Annotated in this window: 27 protein-coding genes; 14 read left to right on the forward strand and 13 right to left on the reverse strand. The window is 64.9% G+C overall.

The features are described from left to right. Window positions 1-2 precede the first annotated feature (2 nt). Window positions 3-209 (forward strand): DUF2783 domain-containing protein, encoded by a 207-nt coding sequence (locus O9320_15755; GenBank protein MCZ8312301.1) that lies wholly within the window; start codon window positions 3-5, stop codon window positions 207-209. On the opposite strand, the gene O9320_15760 is transcribed toward O9320_15755, so the two are convergent. After that, on the reverse strand, window positions 206-775 hold the full coding sequence (locus O9320_15760; protein MCZ8312302.1) for an ester cyclase: 570 nt from the start codon (window positions 773-775) through the stop codon (window positions 206-208). The genes O9320_15755 and O9320_15760 overlap by 4 nt on opposite strands. A 153-nt stretch (window positions 776-928) precedes the next feature. Between O9320_15760 and O9320_15765 the strand changes: the two genes are divergently transcribed. Continuing rightward, a complete protein-coding gene (locus O9320_15765) occupies window positions 929-1528 on the forward strand; it encodes a helix-turn-helix domain containing protein (protein MCZ8312303.1) in 600 nt (199 codons plus the stop codon). Window positions 1529-1593: 65 nt separating this feature from the next. Next, a complete protein-coding gene (locus O9320_15770; protein MCZ8312304.1) occupies window positions 1594-2010 on the forward strand; it encodes an Ohr family peroxiredoxin in 417 nt (138 codons plus the stop codon). 213 nt (window positions 2011-2223) lie between these two features. On the opposite strand, the gene O9320_15775 is transcribed toward O9320_15770, so the two are convergent. After that, window positions 2224-3225 (reverse strand): NAD(P)H-quinone oxidoreductase, encoded by a 1002-nt coding sequence (locus tag O9320_15775; GenBank protein MCZ8312305.1) that lies wholly within the window; start codon window positions 3223-3225, stop codon window positions 2224-2226. A gap of 29 nt (window positions 3226-3254) precedes the next feature. Between O9320_15775 and O9320_15780 the strand changes: the two genes are divergently transcribed. Continuing rightward, window positions 3255-3437 carry a DUF1192 domain-containing protein gene (locus tag O9320_15780; protein MCZ8312306.1) on the forward strand — a complete coding sequence of 61 codons (183 nt, stop codon included), beginning with the start codon at window positions 3255-3257 and terminating at the stop codon, window positions 3435-3437. Here the strand turns inward: O9320_15780 and O9320_15785 are convergent. Beyond that, window positions 3427-3651 (reverse strand): hypothetical protein, encoded by a 225-nt coding sequence (locus tag O9320_15785; protein ID MCZ8312307.1) that lies wholly within the window; start codon window positions 3649-3651, stop codon window positions 3427-3429. The genes O9320_15780 and O9320_15785 overlap by 11 nt on opposite strands. Before the next feature lie 97 nt (window positions 3652-3748). On the opposite strand from O9320_15785, the gene O9320_15790 reads away from it, so the two are divergent. Continuing rightward, a complete protein-coding gene (locus tag O9320_15790) occupies window positions 3749-4528 on the forward strand; it encodes a 3-hydroxybutyrate dehydrogenase (GenBank protein ID MCZ8312308.1) in 780 nt (259 codons plus the stop codon). Window positions 4529-4536: 8 nt separating this feature from the next. Here O9320_15790 and O9320_15795 read toward each other — a convergent pair whose 3' ends face one another. Further along, a complete protein-coding gene (locus O9320_15795; protein MCZ8312309.1) occupies window positions 4537-4935 on the reverse strand; it encodes a hypothetical protein in 399 nt (132 codons plus the stop codon). A 44-nt stretch (window positions 4936-4979) separates the two neighbouring features. Between O9320_15795 and O9320_15800 the strand changes: the two genes are divergently transcribed. Both O9320_15800 and hspQ read left to right on the forward strand, forming a co-directional pair. Beyond that, the gene (locus O9320_15800) at window positions 4980-5750 is read left to right on the forward strand and encodes a mechanosensitive ion channel (protein ID MCZ8312310.1); all 771 of its coding nucleotides are present in this window, start codon (window positions 4980-4982) and stop codon (window positions 5748-5750) included. Window position 5751: 1 nt separating this feature from the next. After that, a complete protein-coding gene (gene hspQ / locus O9320_15805) occupies window positions 5752-6096 on the forward strand; it encodes a heat shock protein HspQ (protein ID MCZ8312311.1) in 345 nt (114 codons plus the stop codon). Between the two features lie 65 nt (window positions 6097-6161). Here hspQ and recQ read toward each other — a convergent pair whose 3' ends face one another. After that, window positions 6162-7970, reverse strand: a complete 1809-nt coding sequence (gene recQ / locus O9320_15810; GenBank protein MCZ8312312.1) for a DNA helicase RecQ — start codon at window positions 7968-7970, stop codon at window positions 6162-6164. A gap of 64 nt (window positions 7971-8034) precedes the next feature. Between recQ and O9320_15815 the strand changes: the two genes are divergently transcribed. Beyond that, the gene (locus O9320_15815; GenBank protein MCZ8312313.1) at window positions 8035-8715 is read left to right on the forward strand and encodes a GNAT family protein; all 681 of its coding nucleotides are present in this window, start codon (window positions 8035-8037) and stop codon (window positions 8713-8715) included. Here O9320_15815 and O9320_15820 read toward each other — a convergent pair. Next, window positions 8712-10403, reverse strand: coding sequence for a dihydroxy-acid dehydratase (locus O9320_15820; GenBank protein ID MCZ8312314.1), 1692 nt, complete (start codon window positions 10401-10403; stop codon window positions 8712-8714). The two genes, O9320_15815 and O9320_15820, sit on opposite strands and share 4 nt — an antisense overlap. Before the next feature lie 99 nt (window positions 10404-10502). On the opposite strand from O9320_15820, the gene O9320_15825 reads away from it, so the two are divergent. Next, window positions 10503-11708: a hypothetical protein gene (locus O9320_15825; protein MCZ8312315.1), complete on the forward strand. Its 1206-nt coding sequence runs from the start codon at window positions 10503-10505 to the stop codon at window positions 11706-11708. After that, window positions 11705-12049 (forward strand): hypothetical protein, encoded by a 345-nt coding sequence (locus tag O9320_15830; GenBank protein ID MCZ8312316.1) that lies wholly within the window; start codon window positions 11705-11707, stop codon window positions 12047-12049. Before O9320_15825 ends, O9320_15830 begins: the two co-directional genes overlap by 4 nt. Here the strand turns inward: O9320_15830 and O9320_15835 are convergent. From O9320_15835 to eda, 4 genes are all read right to left on the reverse strand, one after another. Further along, window positions 12046-13125, reverse strand: a complete 1080-nt coding sequence (locus tag O9320_15835) for a GTP-binding protein (protein ID MCZ8312317.1) — start codon at window positions 13123-13125, stop codon at window positions 12046-12048. The genes O9320_15830 and O9320_15835 overlap by 4 nt on opposite strands. Before the next feature lie 73 nt (window positions 13126-13198). Next, window positions 13199-14806 carry an ABC transporter substrate-binding protein gene (locus tag O9320_15840; protein ID MCZ8312318.1) on the reverse strand — a complete coding sequence of 536 codons (1608 nt, stop codon included), beginning with the start codon at window positions 14804-14806 and terminating at the stop codon, window positions 13199-13201. 75 nt (window positions 14807-14881) lie between these two features. After that, window positions 14882-15550, reverse strand: coding sequence for a hypothetical protein (locus tag O9320_15845; protein MCZ8312319.1), 669 nt, complete (start codon window positions 15548-15550; stop codon window positions 14882-14884). A 417-nt stretch (window positions 15551-15967) separates the two neighbouring features. Further along, on the reverse strand, window positions 15968-16609 hold the full coding sequence (gene eda, locus O9320_15850; protein ID MCZ8312320.1) for a bifunctional 4-hydroxy-2-oxoglutarate aldolase/2-dehydro-3-deoxy-phosphogluconate aldolase: 642 nt from the start codon (window positions 16607-16609) through the stop codon (window positions 15968-15970). Between the two features lie 127 nt (window positions 16610-16736). Between eda and O9320_15855 the strand changes: the two genes are divergently transcribed. The 4 genes from O9320_15855 to O9320_15870 are packed head-to-tail and all read left to right on the forward strand — an operon-like array spanning window position 16737 to window position 22230. Then, a complete protein-coding gene (locus O9320_15855; protein ID MCZ8312321.1) occupies window positions 16737-19517 on the forward strand; it encodes a PAS-domain containing protein in 2781 nt (926 codons plus the stop codon). 46 nt (window positions 19518-19563) lie between these two features. Next, window positions 19564-19887, forward strand: coding sequence for a heavy metal-binding domain-containing protein (locus tag O9320_15860; GenBank protein ID MCZ8312322.1), 324 nt, complete (start codon window positions 19564-19566; stop codon window positions 19885-19887). Window positions 19888-19907: 20 nt separating this feature from the next. After that, window positions 19908-20450, forward strand: a complete 543-nt coding sequence (locus tag O9320_15865; protein MCZ8312323.1) for a hypothetical protein — start codon at window positions 19908-19910, stop codon at window positions 20448-20450. Between the two features lie 55 nt (window positions 20451-20505). Then, window positions 20506-22230 (forward strand): EAL domain-containing protein, encoded by a 1725-nt coding sequence (locus tag O9320_15870; GenBank protein ID MCZ8312324.1) that lies wholly within the window; start codon window positions 20506-20508, stop codon window positions 22228-22230. 13 nt (window positions 22231-22243) lie between these two features. Here the strand turns inward: O9320_15870 and O9320_15875 are convergent, their stop codons facing one another. The 3 genes from O9320_15875 to phbB all read right to left on the reverse strand — a co-directional run bounded on the left by O9320_15875 (window position 22244) and on the right by phbB (window position 24363). After that, window positions 22244-23140: an EamA family transporter gene (locus tag O9320_15875; GenBank protein ID MCZ8312325.1), complete on the reverse strand. Its 897-nt coding sequence runs from the start codon at window positions 23138-23140 to the stop codon at window positions 22244-22246. A gap of 1 nt (window position 23141) precedes the next feature. Continuing rightward, on the reverse strand, window positions 23142-23546 hold the full coding sequence (locus O9320_15880) for a carboxymuconolactone decarboxylase family protein (GenBank protein MCZ8312326.1): 405 nt from the start codon (window positions 23544-23546) through the stop codon (window positions 23142-23144). A gap of 91 nt (window positions 23547-23637) precedes the next feature. Continuing rightward, window positions 23638-24363 (reverse strand): acetoacetyl-CoA reductase, encoded by a 726-nt coding sequence (gene phbB, locus O9320_15885; protein ID MCZ8312327.1) that lies wholly within the window; start codon window positions 24361-24363, stop codon window positions 23638-23640. Window positions 24364-24397: the final 34 nt, after the last annotated feature.

A 24397-nucleotide genomic window follows, 5' to 3' on the forward strand; every position in this document is an offset into this window, starting at 1 on the left:
CGATGGCGAAACTTCGCAGCGAACCCGGTTTTGCCGATCCCGATGCTTTCTACGCCAAGCTGGTCGAGGCGCATCGCGATCTCGACGATGCCGCCTCGGCCAAACTCAACGCCAAGCTGGTACTGCTGCTGGCGAACCATATCGGCGATCCCGAAACGATCGACGAAGCGCTCGCCGCAGCAGCCCGGGCGAACAGCCCTTCCGCTTAGCGGCTATAGGGCCGTGCTGCGATATCGACGAAGGGCTGCGGCAGGCCTTGCACGCCGGCCTGGATCAAAGCGCGCGGCCAATCGAACTGGTCCCAATGTTCGTAGAGTTGGCCGTCGCGCACGGTCCACACATCGATCACGTCGAATTCGAGCTTCTGGCCCGTCGGTGCGATGCCGAGGAAGCCTTGGCCGGTCACAGTGCCGGTCCAAGTCCAACGCGTGACGACGCGCGTTTCGGTCGCGAACACGTCGTGCAGGATGAAGCGCGCATCGGGCATCGCCTGGAAAATCACCGGGATGAAATCGATAAGGCCCTGGCGCCCCTGCGGGACCAGCGGATTGTGCTGGATATAGTCTGTCGCGACGATGCGGTTCAGGATCCGCACACGCTCTTCTTGCGACTTCGTGTTCAGCAGCACCTCGCTGAAGGTGCGCCCCAGCCACGTATTGTAGGCGACCGTGCCGGGGCGTGCCGTCGGCTCGGTGAAGGTTTGGGCGTGGGCAGTTCCGGTGGCGGCCGCAAAGAAGCTTGCGGCAAGCAACAGGGCAGCAAAACGGCGCTTCATCGTTTTCTCCGATCGGGGGTCAGGGTTGGGCGGACAACAGCGCCTCTGTAAGAGTTATTGATCGATCAGTCAATATATAATTGATCGTTCGATCTTTAAAAAGGCTTTGCGCCGCCTCTTGCGCCTGGATCGTTCGATCCGCATATTGGCCCTATGGCACGCACACGTGAATTCGACATGGATGCGGTTTTGAACCAGGCGATGGCCGTGTTCTGGAAACACGGTTACGCCGCCACGTCGATGGCCGACATCTATGCGGCGACCGGCCTCAAGCCGGGCAGCCTCTACGCCGCCTTTACCGACAAAGAGACGCTGTTTCGCCGCTGCTTCGAGGCTTATGCAGCGCTTTTCCGCAGCACCCTGCCGCGCGACCGCGACGGGCTCGACGCCATCGCCGCCTGGCTCGACACGCAAGTTCGCCTGGCCTCGGAAGACCCGGAACGGCGCGGTTGCCTGATCGTCAACACGATCGCCGAGCGCGATCGGCATTCGGAAGCGACCAAAGCGCTCGCCGCCGGGCGACTGCAGGAGATCCGCGATTTTTTCGCGCGCCATTTGGCGATCGCGCAAGCACGCGGCACGCTTGCCGCGGCGATCGACAGCGCCGTCGAAGTGGACGCGCTGACCGGAGCCGTCGTCGCGATTATGGCGCTGGGCCGGGCGGGAGCCGATGCGCAGATGATTGCCCATGTCGCAGCCAGCGCCAAAGCGCGCCTCGGCATGCCAAATCAAACGATCAAAAATATTAATTGACTGATCGATCAATTAAAAGCATTTTCGGCGGGCTCTCCCCCTCTCTCCAGCCCAAGGATTCTGCCATGTCCAAAGATCTTTATACGGCCGCCGTGCATGTCGTGGATGGCCGCCAAGGCCGCGCCGCATCCGACGACGGCCTACTCGACGTTCCGATGGCGATGCCCACAGCGCTCGGCGGCCCCGGCAAGGCCACGAACCCCGAGCAGCTTTTTGCCGCCGGTTTTGCAGGCTGCTTTGCAAGCTCGATCAAGTTCAGCGCACAGGGCATGAAGCTCGATATTGGCTTGGTCGAAGTCGACGGCAAAGCCACGCTGCTGGTCAACGACGACGGCAGCTACGGCCTCAAAGTGCAGCTTGCCGCCAAAGTGCCGGGCGTGTCGGGCGAGGCCCGCGACAAGGTGATCGCGGAAGCCAAGCGCGTGTGCGCCTACACGAATGCCACGCGCGGCAACGTACCGTTCGAACTGACGCTGCTTTAACCCCCCATCCACATTGATAAATTATCCTTTCTAGGATATATTTGTCATATGTGGATGCCCGCCCCTCGACCACCCGCGAGCCCCGCTTTGCCGCGTCAAAACCGGCAAAGCGGGTTCTCGGCAACCTGTTACCTGAAATCGTCGCCGAGGCGACATCTCTGCGATATCAAGCGTTTAAATAGGTTGCGGTTGCCCTATGTCGCGTTTGGTAACCTATTTCCCGACGGTCAGCACGATCTTGCCGATATGCGTATCGGCCTCCATCAGCGCGTGCGCGGCCGCCGCTTCGGCCAGCGGGAAGGTTTTGTAGATCAGCGGCCGCACCTGGCCCGAGGCCAGCAGCGGCCAGACTTTTTCGCGCAAGGCGGCGGCGATTTCGCCCTTCTGCGCCACGCTGCGCGGCCGCAGCGTCGAGCCTGTATAGGTCAGGCGCTTGCGCATGATCGGATCGAGGGCGACCTCGATCTTGGAGCCGCGCAGAAATGCGATCTGCACGATGCGGCCTTCGACGGCGGCGGCTTCGACATTGCGCATGAAATAGTCGCCGCCGACCATGTCGAGCGTGAGGTCGATGCCGTGGCCGCCGGTGAAAGCCTTGGCCGCCTCGACGAAGTCTTCGCGCTTGTAATCGACAGCACGGTCCGCACCCAGCTTGGCCACGGCCGCACATTTCTCGGCCGAGCCGACGGTCGCAAGCACGTGCGCGCCAAACGCTTTGGCAAGCTGGATGGCCGTGGTGCCAATACCCGACGCCCCGCCATGCACCATGAAATATTCGCCGGCCTTGAGGCCGCCGCGTTCGAATACGTTCGTCCAAACGGTGAAATACGTCTCAGGGATGGCGGCGGCTTCGATGTCGCTGAACGCCCCCGGGATCGGCAGGCATTGCAATGCCGGGGCAGCGGCATATTGCGCATAGCCCCCGCCCGCCACGAGCGCGCACACACGTTCGCCGACAACGGGCCATGCCACGCCAGGCGAAACCGCCACAACCTTTCCGGCCACTTCGAGGCCCAGCGTATCGGGTGCTCCCGGCGGCGGCGGATATTTGCCAGTCCGCTGCAGCACGTCCGGCCGGTTGACGCCCGCCGCCGCCACTTCAATCAGCACCTCGCCGTCTTTGAGCGCCGGCAGCTTTGTGGTGGCCAAGCGCAGCACATCCGGTCCGCCGGGGCCGGACATCTCGACGGCAGCCATAGTTTGAGGGAGAGTCATTGCAGCCTCGCTAGTAGCGGAGAAAAACGGTGGAATTCGAAGATCTGGAACCCAAAAACAAACTCGCCAAACCCAAGGACCTGTCTTCCTGGGGCATTGCGGAGCTTGAAGCCTATATCGCACGGCTCCAAGGCGAAATTGCGCGCGCGCAAGCCGCCATCGATGCCAAAGGCAAACATCGCTCCGCCGCCGACGCTTTTTTCAAGAAGTAGGCGGGCTACGCCGGCGCCGCTTGCGTGTGGCGAACATCAGCCAACCGATCGGCCCGAGCAGCAGCACGAGGACGAGCCAGCCGAAACGATGGCCGATCGGGCAGCCCGAGCCCGGCGGCGGGCGCCAGCCGCCAATGCCGGGCGCAAAAAGCACATGCAGCAAGGGCAGGCCCCAGCCGCACAGCACCACGATCAAGGCTTGGGTTTGGGTCATGGGCGAATTCGACGTTTGGATCGGTCTGGCTTGGGCCGTGCCCAAGCGCTAGAACTGTTTGGCACAAACGCGCAGGAACGGGAAAGGATATCGGCACATGCTTAAGGGCAAATCGGCGATCGTGACGGGCTCGACCAGCGGCATTGGCCTTGGCATTGCACGCGCCCTCGTGGCCCAAGGGGCCAACGTGATGCTGAACGGCTTCGGCGATGCGGCCGCGATTTCGGCCCTGCAGGCCGAACTCGGCAAGGGCGGGGCCAAAATCGCCTATTCCGGTGCCGACATGACCAAGCCCGAGCAAGTCGCAGGGCTTGTGGCCGACGCGGCGCGCGAATTGGGCTCGGTCGATATTCTCGTCAACAATGCCGGCATGCAGCACGTGGCGCCGGTCGATGCCTTCCCGCTCGAAATGTGGGACAAGGTCATCCAGCTCAATCTCACCTCGTGCTTTCAGGCGATCCGTGCGGCCCTGCCGGAGATGAAAAAGCGCAATTGGGGCCGCATCGTCAATATCGCCTCAGCGCACGGGCTCGTCGCGTCGGCCGAGAAATCGGCCTATGTCGCGGCAAAGCACGGGCTCATTGGCCTCACCAAGGTCGTGGCGCTCGAAACCGCCAAGAGCGGCATTACCGCCAACGCGATCTGCCCGGGCTGGGTTTTGACCCCGCTCGTGCAAAAGCAGATCGATGCACTCGCCGCGCGCAAAGGCATCTCAGGCGAAGCGGCCAAGATCGAATTGCTGGCCGAAAAACAGCCGTCGCACGAATTCGCCACGCCCGAGCAAATTGGCGGTCTCACCGCGTTTTTGTGCTCGCCGGCGGCCGACCAGATTCGCGGGGCAAGCCTCTCGGTCGACGGCGGTTGGACCGCGCAATGAGCCTGCGCCTACTGCGTATCGGGCCGCACGCCCATGCGGCGCCACAATTCGTCGTTGAGGTCGCCCTGGCGCACCGGGCCGATCGCGGCGGGACGCGGGGCGGGCGTGGGCGGGCTCACATCTTCGACGGTCAAAGGCGGCGGGGCGGGTTCGCCGCTGAGGCCGATATAAAGTCCAACGCCGCCCACGAGCAGCACCGACAACACCCCCGTGGCGATCAGCGCCAGCTTCAGATAGCGCGCGCGATTGTTGGGCGGCGGGGCAGCCGGCGCTTCTTCTTCCGGATCAACCGGCCGTTTGCCCGTACCGGGCTTACCGGCCATGCCTTTGCCGGGGGGGCCCTTTCCAGCGGGGCCCTTGGCCGGGGGACCTTTGGGCGGCAGATTCGTGCGAGCGGGTGCAGCCATACCGTTATCTTAAGCCAATTTCGCCAAAACAGGGAGAGATCGCGATGGATTTGATCGTGCAGGGCCAGAATTTCCTGCTGACCTACGGCCCGCCTTTTGTGGCCGGTGTCGCGATTCTGGTCGTCGGCAGCTGGATTGCCGGCATCGTGCAGCGCGGCGTGGCCGCCACGCTTGAGCGTGTAGGCAAGGTCGAGCTCACGCTCGCGCGCTTCCTCGCCAGCCTCTCGCGCTATCTCATTCTGGTCGTCGTGGTGCTGGCCGCCCTGTCGCAATTCGGCATCCAGACCGCGAGCCTGATCGCCGTATTCGGTGCCGCCGGTTTGGCCGTGGGCTTGGCGCTGCAGGGCACTTTGTCCAACGTCGCGGCCGGCGTGATGCTGCTCGCCTTCCGCCCCTACCGTGTGGGCGACCGCATCGATGCGGGCGGCGTGCAGGGCATCGTCGAAGCGATCGACCTGTTCGTGACCGACATTCGCACCGACGACAATGTCCAGGTGCTGATCCCGAACGGCAAGATCTGGGGCGACAAGGTCGTAAACCATTCGAAATACCAGTCCAAGCGCCTGGATTTCGAAGTGACGGTGCCCGACGAGGCCGACGTCGAAAGCGCATGTGCGCGTTTGGTGAAGCTTGCGTCGGGCGATCCGCGCTGTCTTGCCAACCCGGCACCCGAGGCGATCATCGTCAAATACGCGAAAGACAGCGTGACCGTGCTGCTGCGCAGCTGGTGCAAACCCGCCGATGAGGGAGCGATGCGCTCGTCGATGAATCTCGCCTTGCGCAATCTTTCCAAGTCGAATTTTGCGGGCGGCTGACATGGCAATGCGCGAAGCGAAATTTCGGATCGGCGAAATCGTGCGCCACCGCGTCTACGACTTCCGCGGCGTGGTGTTCGACGTCGATCCGATCTTCGCCAATACCCAGGAATGGTACGACGCGATCCCGGCCGATCTGCGGCCGCGCAAGGATCAGCCCTTCTACCATCTCTACGCGATCAACGACCAGCAGGGCGCCTACCAGGCCTATGTCAGCGAGCAGAATCTGCTGCCCGACGCCGAGCGCGGGCCGGTCGAGCATCCGGACGTCAAGCGCGCCTTCGAAGGCCCGAAAAACGGGCTCTATCGGCCGCGCGCCTCGTCCTTCGGCGCCACGATGAACTGAAAAGGCCGCGAAATCCGATGACCCATTTGCGCGCGTCGCGTTGCAATCTAAAGAAGCAATTTGCTTCAGCGTGGATGCGCGCGCACGACGTCCAAAAACGGCTTGCCGTAGCGCTCGAGTTTGGCCGCCCCCACGCCGTGCACGAGGCGCATATCGTCGAGGCTCTGCGGCCGTATCGCCGCCATCTCGATCAGGCTGCGGTCGGCGAACACCACGTAGGCCGGCTGGCGCAATTCTTTGGCAAGGCGCGTGCGCAGCGCTTTGAGGGCCGCCAGCAATTCGCTGTCGGCGGGGGCGTGGGCGGTCGCACCCTTGGCGGCCTTCTTCTCGGCCTTGCCGGCCCACAGCGCATCCTTGCGCACGGCGAATTTTTCGGCCCCGCGCAGCACCGCACGTCCGAGCTCCGTCACGGACCAGGATCCATGCCCGGCAATGTCGAGGGCGATAAGGCCGGCCGCCGACATCTGCCGGAAGATCGAGCGCCATTCGCCCGCACTGCGGTCTTTGCCCACGCCATAGGTCGGCAGTGCTGCATGGCCGTAGCGCTCGATCGCAGCACCGCCGGCACCCGTCAGAATGAGCACAAGATGTTCGGTGCCGAAGCGTTCGCCCGTGCGCAGAATCGCCGACATGGCCTTCTGCGCATCGATCGTGGCGTCGGCAGTCTCGACGCCGTCTTGGCACAGGTCGCAATTGCCGCAGGGCTGCGAGGCTTCGCCGAAATAGGCGAGCAGCGACTGCCGGCGGCAGCTCGGCGCTTCGCACAAAGCCACAAGTGCGTTGAAGCGCTGGCGCTCGATGCGCTTGCGCTCGTCGGGCGCATCGCTCTGTTCGATCTGCATGCGCCTGAGGCGCATATCGTCGAGCCCGAAGAGCGTGAGCGTATCGGCGGGCAGTCCGTCGCGGCCAGCACGGCCGATTTCCTGGTAGTAGCTCTCCACGTTCGACGGCAGGTCGGCATGCACCACGAAGCGCACGTCGGGTTTGTCGATGCCCATGCCGAAGGCCACGGTCGCGCAAACGACGATGCCGTCTTCCTGCAAAAACAAATCTTGGTTCGCATTGCGCACGCGAACGTCGAGGCCCGCATGGTAGGGCACGGCGCGAATGCCGGTTTTGGAAAGCGCTTCGGCGAGTTCCTCGGTGCGCTTGCGCGAGGCACAATAAACGATCCCACTCTGGCCCTTGCGCTCGGCCAGAAACGCGGCGATCTGCTGACGCGCCTGTTGTTTGGGGCGCATGGCAAGGCGCAGATTGGGCCGGTCGAAAGAGCGCACGAACAAGCGCGGCGGGGTCGAGAAAAGTTTGCTCTCGATGTCGGCGCGCGTGGGCGCATCGGCGGTCGCCGTAAGGGCCACGGTCGGCACGTCGCCAAGCTCGCGACGGATGCGCCCGATCACCAGATATTCGGGGCGAAAATCGTGGCCCCATTGCGATACGCAATGCGCTTCGTCGATCGCCAGCAGTGTCGTGTGCGCCTCGGCCAGCAATTCGCGCATGTCATCGCGCACGAGCCGTTCGGGCGCCACGTAGAGCAGGCGCAGCCTGTCTTCGCGGATCGCGCGGCGCACGGCCGCATTGTCGGCGGCGTCGTTGGAGGAGTTGAGGCTTGCGGCCTCGATGCCGTATTCGCGCAATTGCCCCACCTGATCGCGCATCAAGGCGATAAGCGGCGAAACCACGACCGTGAGGCCGCCGCGCACAAGGGCCGGCAGCTGGTAGCACAAAGATTTGCCCGCCCCCGTCGGCATCACCGCGAGCACGTTTTCGCCCGCCAGCACGGCGGCGATCACGGCTTCCTGGCCGGGGCGAAAATCGTCGAACCCGAAAATCGACTTGAGTTTCTGGCGTGCCGAATCGAGCGAAGCATTCATGCTTTTTCTTCTGCCATCGCGCGCGCTCTGCCACAATGGCCGTCCTGTCGAAAGGCCGATAAACATGGAACTTCCGCTGGGGCCCGAGATCGCGGCGCACCCCGCCCCGCAGCCCGCACACTGCGTGATCGAGGGCCGGTACTGCCGCTTGCGCCCGCTCGATCCGGCCCGCGATACGGATGGGCTCTATGCGCTCTCGCACGGCGTTTCGAAAGAGCAACAATGGGCCTATCTGTTCACGGGGCCGTATGCGGACAAAGCCGACTTTGCCGCGCATGTGCAGAAGATCGCGGCCGGAACGGGCGATCCGATCTATTGGGCGGTGGCGGACAAAAACGACCGTGCGGTCGGCTGGCTTTCGCTGATGCGCATCGACCGCACGCATCGCGTGATCGAGGTGGGCTCGATCCTCTATACGCCCGCCCTCCAGCGCACGGTCGCGGCCACCGAGGCGCAGTATCTGATCGCCCGGCATGTCTTCGAAACGCTGGGCTATCGGCGCTTCGAGTGGAAGTGCAACGATCTGAACGAACCCTCGAAGCGGGCAGCCCTGCGCCTGGGCTTCACCTACGAAGGGCTGTTCCGCCAGCATATGATCGTCAAAGGCCGCAGTCGCGACACGGCCTGGTTCGCGATGATCGACCGCGACTGGCCCGCAATCAAAGCCGCATTCGAAGCGTGGCTTGCGCCGGAGAACTTCGATCCCAAGGGCTGGCAAAAACGCGAGCTCGCCGCGTTTCGCTAAGGCGCGCCAGTGAGGAAATCGAAATCGCAGCCTTGCGGGGCTTGCAGCACGCTGCGGCGATAGAGATTGCGGTAGCCGCGTTTGGGGATCGGCGGCGGTGCCAGGCCTTCCAAGCGCCGCGCGATCTCGGCGGGCTCGACCAGCAGATCGATCGTTTTGGCCGAAACCGACAGGCGGATGCGATCGCCGTTGCGCACGGCCGCAAGCGGTCCGCCGATTGCGGATTCAGGGGCCACATGCAGCACGATCGTGCCGAAGGCGGTCCCCGACATGCGGGCATCCGAGATGCGCACCATGTCTTTGACGCCCTGGCGCGCGAGCTTCTTCGGGATCGGCAGATAGCCTGCTTCCGGCATGCCGGCCGCATGGGGCCCTGCGTTTTTGAGAACCAGAAAATCCTCGGCCGCCACGTCGAGATCGGGATCGTCGATGCGCGCGGCAAGGTCGGCGAGATCCTCGAATACGACCGCACGGCCTTCTGTTTCGAACAAAGCGGGCGTGGCGGCCGCACGCTTGAAGATCGCCCCTGCTGGGGCAAGACTGCCGCGCAAGGCGATCAATCCGCCGACCGGCGAGACGGGTGCGTCGAACGGCTTCACAATGCTGCGGTCGACCCAGTCGATCGGTTCGGCGAGCCGCTCGCCCAACGTCCGGCCCTCGACGTCGATCGTGTCGAGATGCAGGAGCGGCTTCAATTCGCGCAACACGGCCCCAACGCCGCCGGCTGCGTAAAAATCTTCCATATAGCCATCGCCGACCGGCTTCAGATCGACCAGCACCGGCGTTTCGTCGGAAATACGATTGAGCCGGTCGAAATCGATCGCGACCCCGCAGCGCCCGGCGATAGCCGTAAGATGCACGACCGCATTCGTCGACCCGCCCAGCGCCATCAGTACGCGCAGCGCGTTCTCGATCGATTTCTGCGTCACGATTTTGCTCGGCCGCAAGCCGCTGGCGATGAGGCCGACGGCGGCCCGGCCGGTTTCTTCGGCCGCGACCAGGCGGGCCGCATGCACGGCCGGAATTGCGGCCGTCCCCGGCAGCGACATGCCGAGCGTTTCGGCGATGCACGCCATCGTGCTGGCCGTCCCCATTACGGCGCATGTGCCGGCCGTGACCGCGAGGCGGCCTTCGACCGTATCGATTTCTTGCTTATCGATGCTGCCCGCCCGGTACTTGCCCCAGAAGCTGCGGCAATCGGTGCAAGCGCCCAGACGCTGGCCGCGATGGCGGCCGGTCATCATCGGCCCCGTGACAAGTTGGATCGCAGGCCGGTCCGCCGACACCGCACCCATGAGCTGGGCGGGCACGGTTTTGTCGCAGCCGCCGATCAGCACGACCGCGTCCATGGGCTGGGCGCGTACCATCTCCTCGGTGTCCATCGCCATGAGATTGCGATAGACGAGGCTCGTGGGCTCGAGGAACACCTCGCCCAACGACACGGTCGGAAACACGCGCGCCAACGCACCCGCCGCCGTGACGCCGCGCACGACGGCCGCCACAAGCTCGTCCATCGTGCGGTGGCAATTGTTGAAATCCGACGGGGTTGCCGCGATGCCGACGATGGGTTTGGCGAGCGAGGCCGCCGACAGGCCCGTCGAGCGCGCGAACGACCGGCGCAAGAAGCGCGCGAAGTCGCGATCGCCGTAATTGGTGAGCCCGATATCGAAACCCTGCGCGTCCGCCATATCGTTCTATTCCTTTTTTGTGCAATGACTTACGGCGAGTATTGTGCCAAAGCGCATTGTATAAATGCAATGTTAACATTCGTTCGGCTATATGGCCGAATGAAGAAAACGCTTCTCCCGTCGAGCTTCGAAGCGCGCGGCTTGCTGGTTCCGTTCGAGAACCCGAAGCTGCGGCCCGTGCGTTTGCGCGCAGGCCGCGACCAGCGCCTCAAGGAATGGGAAGCCGTGTTCGAGAACTATGCCGGCGATTCGGGACGGCAGAATCTGATCATGCAGTGGATCCATCTGCCCAACTGGACGCAATTGGGCCCGCGCGACCGCGAATTGTTCGACCAGATCGGCAAGAGCTTCGAGGGTGCCGGCGGCGATCCGCTTTCCTTGCGCGCGATCATGCTGCAGGTCGAGTACAAACACGCCGAGGACGAGGCGAAGCGGGCCGCAGCCAAGCAGCGCATCGACGGCGGCCGCCGCGACGTGCTGACGGCCTATGTGAGCTTGCTCGCCCAAGCGACGCGCGAATGCGGCATTGCGCGCGGCGACGCGTTCATGGCGCGCGCCAACAGCGCCATCCTCATGCAAGCGATCCAGTCGGCCCCGACGGAGCTTGCGGACGGGGCGATGGCGAGCCTGTCGGGCAAGGTGTTTGCGCACCTGTCCGAGCAGGCCAAAGTGCCGCAGCGCGAAGTGCCCAAGCGCATCGAAAGCCTTGCCGACATTCTCGCCCCCATCGGCGCCATCAATCTCGACTCAGATCCCGGCGCCAAACAGGAAGGGCATCTGTCGCTTTCCTTCGCGCGGCTCGAAAAATTCGCCGAAGACGTTGCCGCCTACGAAAAGACCACGCGCGACGAAGCGGCCAACCGGGCTTTGCTGGTCCTTTTCAGCGCGCGCCAGTTCGTCGAACTCGTGCGCCAGAAGCTCAACGACATCGAGCAGCGCCTGAGCTTTTTCGTGGCCGTGATCCGCGACTTCGACGCCGTGGCCGAAGCGATCAAAGCTTGTTCGCGCGAAATCGCCTTTTCGATGGACGGCTGGGACTCCCTGGTCGACGTGTGGGACGAGGGCGTGCGCAAATACGAGCAGACGCAGGACGCTTACGCCCTCGACCTCGCCATCCAGCATATTCTGCTGTACCTGCCGACGATGCCCGCCAACGCGACCTCCAGCGAGAACGAAAAAGTGTGGAACGGCCTGACCTTCCAGCGCAGCAAGATGGTGCGTCAGTTCACCAACTGGATCGACGGCTCGGTCGATACCGAGCTTCAGGCGCGCATGGACAAAGCGCGCGCGGGGGTCGCACAGTGACCGCCCCCGCCCCGCCCCCCGCCGGTGACCGTCGACGCGCCGTGCGCTATCGGCCGCGCGATGCGAGCGTCGAAATTCTCGGCCGCATCGCCGGCCTCACCGACCTGTCGGCGATGGGCATGCATGCCAACGCCGTCTGGGAGGGTCTGGCACCGGGCAGCATCGTGTCGGCAGTGCTGCGCCTGCCGCGCGCGCGGCCCGAGCGGCCGCCGCACCGCTTCGAGCTTGCAGCACTCGTGGTCGGCCAGTCAGCGGCGGGAACGGCCTTGCGCTATCTGCAGCCGTCGCGGCGCTGGGTGCGCGCCCTCGAAGCCTACATGGCGGCGGCCAAAGCCGACTAGGCCCGGCAGCTTTCGAAGCCGGCGCTGAGTTTTTCGCGGTCGAGCTTGCGGCCGATGAACACGAGCTTCGAAGCACGCTTATCGCCGGCCTTCCATTCGTGGCCCCATGTCGAATCCGCGATCATGTGGACGGCCTGGAACACGAAGCGCTGGCGCGCGTCTTTGACCGAAAGAATACCCTTCGAGCGCAGAATGTCCGCGCCCGACTGGGCCAGCACCTGACCGATCCACTGCTGGAATTTTTCGGGATCGATTTCGCCGTCGATGCCGAGCGAGATCGAAGTCACCGTGACGTCGTGCGATGCGTGCGGTGCGGCATGCCCGTGGTGATCGTGATCATCGTGCCCGTGATGGTCGTGCCCGTGGTGATCATGGTCGTCGTGATCGCAGTCGGGGCCGTGCACATGGTCGGGATCGTGATGGTCGTGGTCGTGGTGCTTCAAGAACGCCGGCTCGAGATTGAGGATGCGCTGCAGATCGAACGCTCCCTTGTCGAGGATCGCATCGAGCGCGATCTTGCTGTTCTGGGTGCGGTGCTGCTTGGCGTAGGGATTGATCGCGCGCACCTTGGCTTCGACCGCCTTGAGCTCATCGGGCGTGACGAGATCGGTTTTGTTCACGAGGACGACGTCGGCGAACGCGACCTGGTCCTCGGCCTCGTGGCTGTCGGCCAGGCGATCGAGGAAAAAGCGCGCATCGACGACGGTGACGATGGCGTCGAGTGCGGTCTTGGCGCGCACTTCGTCGTCCACAAAAAATGTCTGCGCCACGGGGGCGGGATTGGCGAGGCCGGTCGTTTCAACGATGATGCCGTCGAGCTTGTCGGCGCGCTTCATGAGGCCTGCGATGATGCGCACGAGATCGCCGCGCACGGTGCAGCAGATGCAGCCGTTGTTCATCTCGAAGATCTCTTCGTCCGCACCGACGACGAGATCGTTGTCGATGTTGCTCTCGCCGAATTCGTTGATGATGACGGCGTATTTCTTGCCGTGCTCCTCGGTGAGGATGCGGTTCAGCAGCGTGGTCTTGCCGGCGCCCAGATAGCCGGTCAGCACGGTGACGGGAATTTGGCTCATCTTGATCCTCAAAAAAGGCGAAGGCTGCGGCGCGCCAGATTTAGGAACGCCGCAGCCCCCGTTCAATGCGCGTCTACTTGATGTTGACGAGACGCAAGGGGAAGTAGTTGTCGGCCATCTGCACCACGTCGATATTCTGCTTCATCGCCCACACGATGGTCTGCTGGTGGAGCGGGATGTAGCCGAAATCGTCGGCCAGATGCTTGAAGGCCTGGCTGATGTATTGCTGGCGCTTGGCCCGGTCGCTTTCCGAGGCCACGAGGTCGGTGAGCTTGTCGACCTCGGAGTTCGAATAGCCGCCGTTGTTGAACAGGCCGCGCGAGCGGGCCATGTCGCGGCTGTGCACCAGGCTGATCAGCACGTTGTGCGCGTCGTAGGTCGAAGGCGTCCACCCGAGCAGATAGAACGAGGTGTTGAACACGGGCGTGTTGATCTTCGCGAAGAAGCGTGCGCGCGTCTGGGCGTTGAGATTCACCTTCATGCCCGCGCGCGCCAGCATCGCGACGACGGCCGTGCAGATCGCTTCGTCGTTGACGTAGCGGTCGTTCGGGCAGTCGAGCGTGACTTCGAAGCCGTTGGGGTAGCCCGCTTCCGCGAGCAGGCGCTTGGCGGCATCCGGATCGTACGGGGCAGCCCGACGCGCCATCTCCGGCGTGAAGCCGTTGACGCCCGGTGCAACCAGCGAGCCCGTGGGCACCGACTGGTTGCGCATCACGCGGCTCTTGATCGCCTCGACGTCGATCGCTTGGTAGAAGGCCTGGCGCACGCGCTTGTCCTTGAAGGGATTGGTGCCCTTGATCGGCGATTCCGTGAGCTCGGCGCGCAGCTGGTCGAACGACAGATAGATGATGCGCAGCTCCGGCCCTTGCACGAGCTTGAGGCCCGGCGTTGCCGCCAGACGCGGCTGGTCCTGCGGCGGCACGGTGTAGACAAAATCCACCTCGCCCGACAGCAAGGCGGCGATGCGCGTGGCGTCGTTGCCGATGCGGAAGAACGTGGCTTCCGAAATGTTGTGCGCGGCCTTGTCCCACCAGTTGGGATTGGGGACGAGCACGGTGCGCACGTCGGGCTCGCGCAGGCGCAGCACGAACGGCCCGGTGCCGTTGGCGTTGCGGGTGGCGAAGCTTTCCTCGTTCTTGGTGAGGTCGGCGGCGACGACGGCGTTGTTCTTCTCCGCCCACGCCTTCGACATGATGCCCCAGGTCGTGAGCTGGTCGGGGAAGATCGGATCGACGCCGTTGGTGTCGAACTCGACCGTGAAATCGTCGATCTTGCGGATGCCCTTGGCCGAAACGAAATTGCCCTTGAGGTTCGACCCACCCGTGGTGACGCGCGTGTAGGAGAACACGACGTCGTCGGCGGTGAACGGCGTGCCGTCGTGGAAGCGCACGCCCTGGCGCAGGCGGAAGCGCCAGACTTCCGGCGAAGGCTGGCTCCATTCGGTGGCGAGGGCTGCTTCGAGCTTCAGGTTCGCGTCGCGGCGCACCAGCGGCTCGTAGATGTTCTGCGTGAAGGTCAGCAGAAAGGTTTCGTTGCGCGCATACGGATCCATCGAATTGACGTCGCCGTCATTGGCCCATTTGAAGGGCTTGCCTTGTGCGGCCACGGGTGCAGCCGCAAACGGCAGGCTCGCGGCGGCGACAAGACCCGCCAAGGCGGCTGCCAGAAGTTTGGATTTCATGCTTCGGACTCCCTGGTTTTTAGAGGCTGGAGAGTGTTGCAGGCTTCTTTTTATTGGTTGGACGGGATGGCGCGCTCAGTTGGGTCGCGATGCATAGAGCAGGCGCAGATCTTCGGCGGCACCGGCAAGTTCGTCGAGATGCGGATTGAGGGCCAAGGCGGTTTCGTAAGCGGCAAGCGCTGCCGCCGGATAGCCGTTGCGCAAGGCGATCTGCCCGAAGCCGGCGAGAGCGCCGAAATGGCGCGGCTCGCGCGCCAAGGTTTCGATGATATCGGCCACCGCATCGGCATCGCGCAATTCGATGAAGGCCAAAGTGGCGCGCTTGTTCCACGCCTCGGCCCAGTCGGGATAGAGGTCGCACAGCGCATCGAGGGCCGCACGCGCCGGGGCGGTTTCCTTGGCGACGATGAGGCCGATCGCCTTCTGCATCGCATCGGTTGCCGCCGCATCGTCGTGGTTGGTCCACAAGGCCCAAATCAGATCGCCGGTCTCCTCGGCGTCGCGCGGCGGCGATTCCTTGAGGAGATCGCGAAACAGCGCATCCAAACGCTTGCTGCGGCCGGCCCCAAGCGGCTTGCCGCCCGTAGCGGTGGCGCACAGGGCCATGACCTGGCGCAAGGCCGCCGCGATATCGGGCCCGCGCACGGCCCCCGGACCGCGCCCGCGCGGGCGCTTGGCAACGGCGATGCTGCGGGCTTTGGCAGGCGAAACAGGGTTTGAGGCGGGACGTCGCTGGGGTTTCACGGCGCCGACTTTCGCGCATTCAAAGCTTGCATGCCATCTTTTTTGGATTCGCCGGCCCATGCGACCAGGGAAATAGGTTACCAAACGCGACAAACAGCGACCGTCGCCGATTTAACCCATTGATATTCCATAGATGTAACCACGACGACGATTCGAGGTTACATGTTGCAAGCCCCGCTTTTGGGCGGAATCCCGTGCGTCTTTCTTCACATTTCAAACAGCGCACGAAGCCGGACAAGGGCCCGGCGACGATGACGCATGCTAGCAAAATAGAGGGGTATTTTAAAGAACTGAGCTGTTAATCCGTTTTAGGAAAATTTCACGTTTTATCTGACTTCTTTTTACGCCGCGGCTTGGCGGCTGCTGCGACCAGCACGACGTCGGCCGCACCATGCCGGTGCCGCTTCGACGATGTCCCTAGCCGCGCTTGAACGCAGCCGCTTGCGCCGCGAGCTTTTCGATGCCCGCCCAGTCTTTGGCTGCGAGCTTGTCCTTCGGCACCACCCACGAGCCGCCGACGGTCGTGCAGTTGGGTTCGGCGAGGAAGGCCGGAATGTCGGCGGGCTTGATGCCGCCCGTGGGGCAGAAGACGACGTCCGGGAAGACCGGCCCCATCGCCTGCAGCCACGCAACGCCGCCCGAAACATTCGCCGGAAACAGCTTCATCTCGCGGAAGCCGAATTCGCGCGCCTGCATGATCTCGCTCGCCGTTGCAACCCCCGGTATGAAGGGCAATCCGCAGCCGCGCGCGGCCTGCGCCAAATCGCGCGTGAGCCCCGGCGAAACGCCGAAGGCGGCCCCCGCATCCTGGGCGCGCGACACGTCGGCGGCGTTGAGCAGCGTGCCCACGCCGATGCTGGCTTCGGGGGCAGCTGCCACCATCGCTTTCAACGCGTCGAGAGCCCCTTGCGTGCGCAGCACCACTTCGAAGGTGAAAACGCCGCCCGCAACGAGTGCCCTTGCAAGATCGCCTGCGAGGCTTGCGTCGGCGATCGTCAAGATCGGCATGACGGGCCCTCGCGCCAGAATTTCGCGCATCGTGCGCATCGTCGTTGCCATTGCGTGTCCTCCCTGAACGCTACGATACGGGTTCGAGAGGTCATGCGTCAACGCGGCGCAAAAATTGCGGTGCCGCGTGGCAATCGAGCGTTTGGCCGCTGCGCCAAACCGGCTAAGATAAAGCACGATGACCGAACAACAACGCGCTCAAGACCCAGCACAAGACCAAGCGCTGCACGCGGCGCCGACGCTGTTTGCCGACGCGATCGAAGGCATGATCGACGGCTTTGCGCTCTACGACGCGCAAGACCGGCTCGTTGTGCATAATCGCCGCTACGGCGAAATGTTCGACATTCCGACCGCCCTGCTGCGGCCGGGCACGCCCTTCGCCAAAATCATCGCGCATGTCGCCGCGTGGCCGGGCCACGGTTTCGATGCGGCAGAGCAGGCGGTGTTCCTTGCCGAACGCGCCAAACGGCGCGAGCGCATCGGCCAGCGCATCGAGCGGCGCCTGGCCGACGGGCGCATCTACCAACTCCTGGAATCGCCGACGCGCGACGGCGGCATCGTGGTGGTGGCGCGCGATGTGAGTGCCGAGCGCGCGGCGCGTGCCGCAGCCGACGCCGCCGAGCGTCGTTTTCGCGAAGGGCTCGACGCGCTCGAAGAGGGATTCGCCCTCTACGACGCGGCCGGCGGGCTCGTTGCCTGGAACGCGCGCTATATGGGCGCTTTCCGCGACGCCTACCGGCATGTCGAAGTCGGCATGACGCTGGAGAAGGTCACCGAGACGCTCGCGCAGGATCCGATCTGGAACGGGCACGACCGCCTGCGCGAGACGTTCCGGCGCGCGAGCGCCGCCGGGCACAGAACGCCCGGCGCGGTCTTCGTGCTCGAACTCCCCAACAAACGCACGATCGAAGGCGTCGAACGGCCGACCGCCGACGGCGGGCGCATCTCGATCATGCGCGACGTGACGGCCGAGCGTGCGGCACTGGCCGCACTCGCCGTCAGCGACCAGCGCCTACGCGACGGCATTGCGGCGATGACAGAAGGCCTTGCCCTCTACGACCGCGACGACCGCCTTCTGCTGTGGAACGCGCGGCTCGAGACGCTGCTGCCGCATCTTGCCGGCAAGTTCCGGGTCGGCATGGCGCGCACCGAAATCGCCGCGATCAGTTCGGCGGCCGGTTTGCGCGACGCGAGTGCGCCCGAACTCGAATGGACGCTCGCCTGGCGCCGCCAGATGACCGCGACCGCCAGCGACATGGAAATTCTGATGCCATCGGGCGATCTCGTGGCCACGCGCGTGCGCACGACGGCCGACGGCGGCAAGCTCGCCACGTTCCGCGACGTGACCGAGGAGCGGCGCAATCTGGCGCGCCTCGCAGACAGCGAAATCCGCTTCCGCGACTTCGCGCAAGTCACCAGCGACTGGCTGTGGGAGACGGATGCCGCCCATCGCCTCACCTTCGTCGCCGACCCGCGCGGCAAGCTCAACATCGATTTCGAAGCGCTGATCGGGCGCACGCATCTGGAGCTTGCGGCCCCCGAACGCCGCGCCGAGCCGCGCGGCGACGGCACCGATGCGGGCGATCCCGACGCGCATCGCCGCGATCTCGAAATGCGCCGCTCGTTCCGCGACTATCTGTTCGCCTATGCGCGGCCCGACGGCAGCATCGAATGGCTCGAAATTTCCGGCATTCCGCTGTTCGACGAAACCGGCGGCTTCATCGGCTATCGCGGGGCAGGGCGCGTGGCGAGCGAACGCGTGCGGGCGCGCGTGCGCCTGGCCGCAGCCCTCGACGAGGCGCAGGCCGCGCGCGAAGCGGCCGAGCGCGCCAGCCGCGCCAAGTCCGACTTTCTCGCCGCGATGAGCCACGAGATCCGCACGCCGATGAACGGCGTGATCGGCATGACGAGCGTGCTGCTCGAAGCCGATCTCGATCCGGGCCAGCGCCGGGCCCTCGAGACGATCCGCCAGTCGGGCGAATTGCTGCTGCAGATCATCAACGACGTGCTCGACCTCACCAAGCTCGATGCCGGGCGCATGACGGTCGAGAACGCACCGTTCGGCCCGCGCGACGTGGCGCAAGGCGTGGTCGATCTGCTCGGGCCGCGGGCGTCGGCAAAGCAGCTCGCCTTAAAGCTTGCGGCCGCCGACGATCTGCCGACAAGCGTGGTCGGCGACGGCGGCCATGTGCGCCAGATCCTGCTCAATCTCGTGGGCAACGCGCTCAAATTCACCGACCGCGGGTCGGTCACGCTCTCGGTCGAAGTGGCTGCAGCGGCACCGCTCATGCTGCGCTTTTCCGTCGCCGACACAGGTATCGGCATTCCGCCCGAGCGGCACGGCGAATTGTTCCAGGATTTCGCGCAGCTCGACGGCTCGAACACGCGCCGCTACGGCGGCACGGGCTTGGGCCTTGCAATCTGCCGGCGCTTGGCCGAGCGCATGGGCGGGCGCATCGCACTTTCCAGTTCCGTCGGCGAAGGCAGTGTGTTCGCGCTCGAGCTGCCGGTCGCGGCGGTCGCGAGCCCGGCGGCCGCACCTGCGCCGCCGCCGCCCACGCCCGATCTTCCCGCCGGCCTCCGCCTGCTGTTGGCCGAAGACAATCCGACCAACCGCATGGTCGCGGTCGCCATGCTGGAAAGTGCGGGACTGGTGCCGCACATCGCCGAAGACGGCGCGCAAGCGCTCGCGGCCGCCACCATGCAGCGCTACGACCTCATCCTGATGGACGTGCAGATGCCCGAAATGGACGGGCTCGCGGCCACGCGCGCCATCCGCAGGCAAGGCCACATCAACGCGCAGACGCCGATCGTCGCGGTCACCGCCAACGCGTTCGACTCGCACTCGGCCGAGTGTCTGGCCGCAGGCATGGACGATTTTCTTGCCAAGCCCTATCGCAAGTCCGATCTGTTCGCGACGATCTTGCGCAACGTGCGCGACAAATCGCGGACCGCCTGATAGGTTTTCCGCCGTTTCCGTTCCCCCAGCCGGAGTCCATCCCGCCATGATCATGACCACGACCGACAGCATCCAAGGCCGGACGACGGCCGCCTATCTCGGCATCGTTTCGGCCGACGTGGTGCTGGGCTCGAACATGTTCCGCGACTTCTTCGCCTCCGTGCGCGACTGGGTGGGCGGGCGCGTGGGCAGCTACGAAAAAGTCTTCGCCGACGCCAAGGCCGAAGCGCTGGCCGAGCTCCAGAAGCAAGCCGCAGCACTGGGGGCCGATGCGGTCGTGGGCATCGATCTCGACTACCAGACCGTCGGCGGCGACAGCAAAACCCTGCTGATGGTCGCGGCCAACGGCACGGCCATCAAACTCGGCTGATCGCCGGAGCCGCCGCAATTTTGTCCGCGAACCTCAAACTTCTGGTGCTCGCCATGGGGCTGCTCGCCGCCATCCTCGGCTATTTCGGCTACGAGCGTTTCGCCAAGAGCCGGCTCGTTTTTGGCACGCCGATCGACGCGCGCCAGCTGCTGCAGGCTGCGTCGCGCGACGGGGCCGTGCTGGTGCGCACGTTGGGCGGCGCCCTCGGCGAAAGTGCTGAAGCGCTCAATGCGCGCGTCGTCGAAAAACTTCGCGCAAGCATTGCCGAGCCGTGGTTGCAGCTCGAAACCGACGCGACCAAAACGCGCAACACGTTCGCGCTCGCATTCCTGTTCGACGGGCCTTCGGACACGAGCCCGAACTTCGCCCAGCTTTGCGCCGGTACGATGCCCGCCTTGCATCCGCAGACCAAGAACATCAACGTCTACGCCGTCTTGTGCGGCCCCAACGGACCGGTCATCGGCATTCAGGGCTGGACCAAGCGGCCTGAGACAGCCGACGCGCCGGCCCTCCTGCGCCTGATCGAGCAGACCGGGCTCGCAGCACTGCGCGGCAATACCTGAACGCAGCGGTACGCGGTTAACCCTATCTAAACCAATCGAAGCCGATAAAGGCGACATGGGTAATGTCGTCGCCTCGACTTTGACTGCCGCCGATCCGTTCGCGCTGATGGACGCGATCGCGCAGGCCGTCTTCGTCGTCGATCGCCACCGCAAAATCCAGTTCGCCAACCGTGCGGCATGCGACCTGTTCGCCGCCGCGCCGGATGCGCTCGTCGACACGGACTTGGCGCAGCTGGTTCCTGCACTCGGCGAACGCGCGCATCGCCGCATGGCGCTCGGCAGCTTCGAGGCCGAAGCCCGCGCGCAAGACGGGCGCGTCTTTCCTGCACAGTTTTCGGTGGCCCTTGGCGGCGATCGCCGCGCGAATTTGCATGTCGTGACGCTGCGCGACCACAGCGAGCGGCTCGAAGACGAGCGCCGCATCGCCGCGTACGGAATGCGCGATCCGCTGACCGGCCTTGCCGCGCGCGCCTTGTTCCTCGATCGGATCGGCGCTGCCTTGGCGCAGCGCGAACCCGGCACGGCCGTTGCCGTCGCGTGCCTCGGCATCGACCGCTTCAAATCCGTGAACGACTCGCTCGGGTCCGTCGAAGGCGACGCGCTTCTGAAGCAGGTTGCGGCCCGCCTTGCCGCCGAATTCGGCGCGGATGCGTCGCTGGCGCGCCTGGGCGGCGACGAGTTCGGCCTCCTGGTTGCCGATACAGCACGCGAGGCGGACGTCGCGATCGCGGTCGAGCGCGCCCTCGGCGTGTTCGCCGAAACGTTTTCGCTCGGCGGGCGCAAGGTTTCGGCAATTGCTTCGATCGGGCTCGCTTTCGCCGGCACGGATGCGCGCGCGCAAAACACGCCGCAGCGCCTGCTCTCGAACGCCGACATTGCGATGCTGCGCGCCAAACGCACCGGCGGCGGACGCATCGAGATTTTCGAACCCAGCCGCCACGGCGAAGCCTTGGGCCTGCTCGAACTCGAGCTTGCCTTGCGCGAAGCGCTGCGCACGAACGCATTCGACGTCGTCTACCAGCCGATCGTGGCGCTCGGCAACGGCCGCCTGTGCGGGGTCGAAGCGCTGCTGCGCTGGCGGCACGGCGGAGTCGAGATTTCGCCTTCCGTGTTCATTCCGATCGCGGAAGAATCGGGCCTGATCGTCGAGATCGGCGCCTTCGTGCTGCGCCGGGCCTGCGCGCAGATGGTCCAATGGCAGCGCGAATTCGGCACGGCCGCACCCGGCTACGTGTCGGTCAATCTCTCGGCCCGCCAGCTCGACCGCGACGACGTGCCGGCTTTGGTCAGCACCGTGCTGGCCGAGACGGGCCTTGCGGCGCGCCATCTCGAGCTCGAACTCACCGAATCGACGGTCGTGCAGAATGCCGATACCGGGCGCGACGTTTTGCACGCGGTCGTCGGCCAAGGGGTGGCGCTGTCGATCGACGATTTCGGCACCGGGCATTCGTCGCTGTCGCAGCTGCCGCGCATGCCGATCAGCAAGATCAAGATCGACCGTGCCTTCGTCGGCCGCATGGACAGCGAAAGCGAGTGCTTCGAGATCGTGCGCATCATCGTGAGCCTTGCCAACGCGCTCGGCATGGTGACCGTTGCCGAAGGCATCGAGCGCGAGTCGCAAGCGATGCTGCTGCGCCAATTGGGTTGCCGCTACGGCCAAGGCTATCTGTTTGGCCATCCGCTCAGCACCGAAGCGATCGGCAAGCTCTGCGCCAACGCCCAAAGTCAGTCCGCACCCGAACCCCACGACGCCGACATACGGCGCCACGCTGTCGGCTGAAGGCGCGCTGGCGCTATCGCCGCAGCATGTCTTTCGACGCCAGCACCGCACCGCCGACGATCAGGGCGGCGGCGAGGGCGAGCGTGAGGCTTGGGGTGCCGCGACCTGCGAGCAGGAGCAGGCCGGTCGACAGCAGCGGCGTCAGATACGAAGCCGCCCCGAGCGCTTTGATGTCGCCGCGCTTCATGCCGATGTCCCACAGATAGAACGCAAGCCCAACCGGCCCCAGCCCCATCGCAGCCATGATGGCCCAGGCGGCAGCGTCGCCCGCAAAAGGCGGCTCGAACAGAAAATGGCACGCCCAGGCAAGCGCTGCAGTACCTGCACAGAAGCCCGCGACCGCATCGCTCGGCACCTCGGCAAAACGGCGCGACAAGACCGAATAACCCGCCCACAGAAATGCAGCCGCCGCCGCAACCGCGTATCCCACGAGCGGATTGCGTGCGGCCGAAGCGGAGGCGTCCAACGCCGGGGCCACGATCAGAACGCAGCCGATCAGCCCGAGTGCGGCACCCGCCAGATGGAACCAGCGCAGACGCTCGCCCGGCAACAAACCGGCGAACAGTACGATCAGCAACGGCCACAGATAATTGACGAGCGTCGCTTCGACCGGCGGGGCCAACGACAGTGCCGCAAAATAGCAGGCATGGTAGCCGAACAGCCCGGCCAGCCCCAGCGCCCACGCGGCAAGCGGCTGGCGCCAAGCCGCGAACACGGGCTCGCGCGCATAGAGCCGTTTGCCCATACCCAAGACCGCCGCCACGCTGAACGCCACTGCCACGCCGAGGAACGGCGGCGGTTCGGCAATCGTGGTCAGCAAGGCAAGGCTCGCCCACAGCAGAATGGCGCCGAACCCGACGAGGGTTGCGACGCGCGTCGTGGCGTTCGCAGCTTGGGCCGTCGCCGTCAAATCAGCCGCCCTTGGGCTTGAACTGCGGATCGATGGCGGGCTGGTAGCCTTGCGCGAAGCGGTTGGTCTGGGCCGCCATCGAGATCACGGCCATGAGTTCGCCCAGTTCCGCCTCGCTCACGCCGTGCGCGCGCGCCGACGCCATGTGGCTGGCGATGCAGTATTCGCAATTGTTGGCGACCGACACGGCCAGAAACAGCATCTCTTTGGTTTTGACGTCGAGCGCGCCGGGGCGCATCACGTCGCGCAAAGCCTCCCACGTGCGCTTCAGGGTCGGCGGATGGCTTGCGAGCACCTTCCAGAAATTGTTGATCCAGCTGATTTTGCGCGAGGCTTTGATGTCGTCGTAGACGGCTTTGACCTCGGGGCTGGCATCGTCGTATTCGACGGGCTTCACGTGCGGCATGGCGGAGACTCCGGAAAACTTTGCGAAGAAAAAAGCCCCCGGCCTTGCGGCCGGGAGCCTCGGGATTTCGAGACGACGCGTTGCGCGCGGCTCAGTACATATGCTGGCCGCCATTGATCGACATGGTCGAACCGGTGACGAAGCCGCCTTCGTCGGCGACGAGGAACAAGACGCCGCGCGCGATTTCCGACGCTTTGCCGAGGCGCCCCACCGGGATGCGCGCGACGATCTTTTCGAGCACGTTGGCGGGCACGGCGCGCACCATGTCGGTGTCGATGTAGCCGGGGGCAATCGCGTTCACGGTGATGCCGCCAGAAGCGCCCTCTTGGGCGAGCGCTTTCGTGAAGCCGTGGATGCCCGACTTCGCCGCCGCGTAGTTAACCTGGCCGTACTGGCCCGCTTGGCCGTTCACGGACCCGATATTCACGATCCTACCGAATTTGCGCGCGCGCATGCCCTCGATGACCGCGCGGCTCATGTTGAAGCACGAGCCGAGATTGGTTTGGATCACGGCGTCCCACTGCTCGAACGTCATCTTGTGCATGGTGCCGTCGCGCGTGATGCCGGCATTGTTCACGAGCACGTCGACGGGGCCGAGCGTCTCGGCCACTTGTTTGACGCCCGCCACGCACGCTTCGTATTTCGAGACGTCCCACTTAAAGGCCGGGATGCCCGTACGCGCGGTGAAGTCCTTGGCCGCATCGTCGTTGCCGCCGTAGTTGGCCGCAACCTTGTACCCTGCGTCCTTGAGGCCAACGCAAATCGCCTCGCCGATGCCGCGCGTTCCGCCCGTCACGATCGCTACCCGTCCCGACATGCTCGCCTCCCTATTTTGTGTTTTTTGAAGTCTG

The sequence above is a fragment of the Magnetospirillum sp. genome, assembly GCA_027532905.1.
Taxonomy (GTDB): Bacteria; Pseudomonadota; Alphaproteobacteria; order CACIAM-22H2; family CACIAM-22H2; genus Tagaea.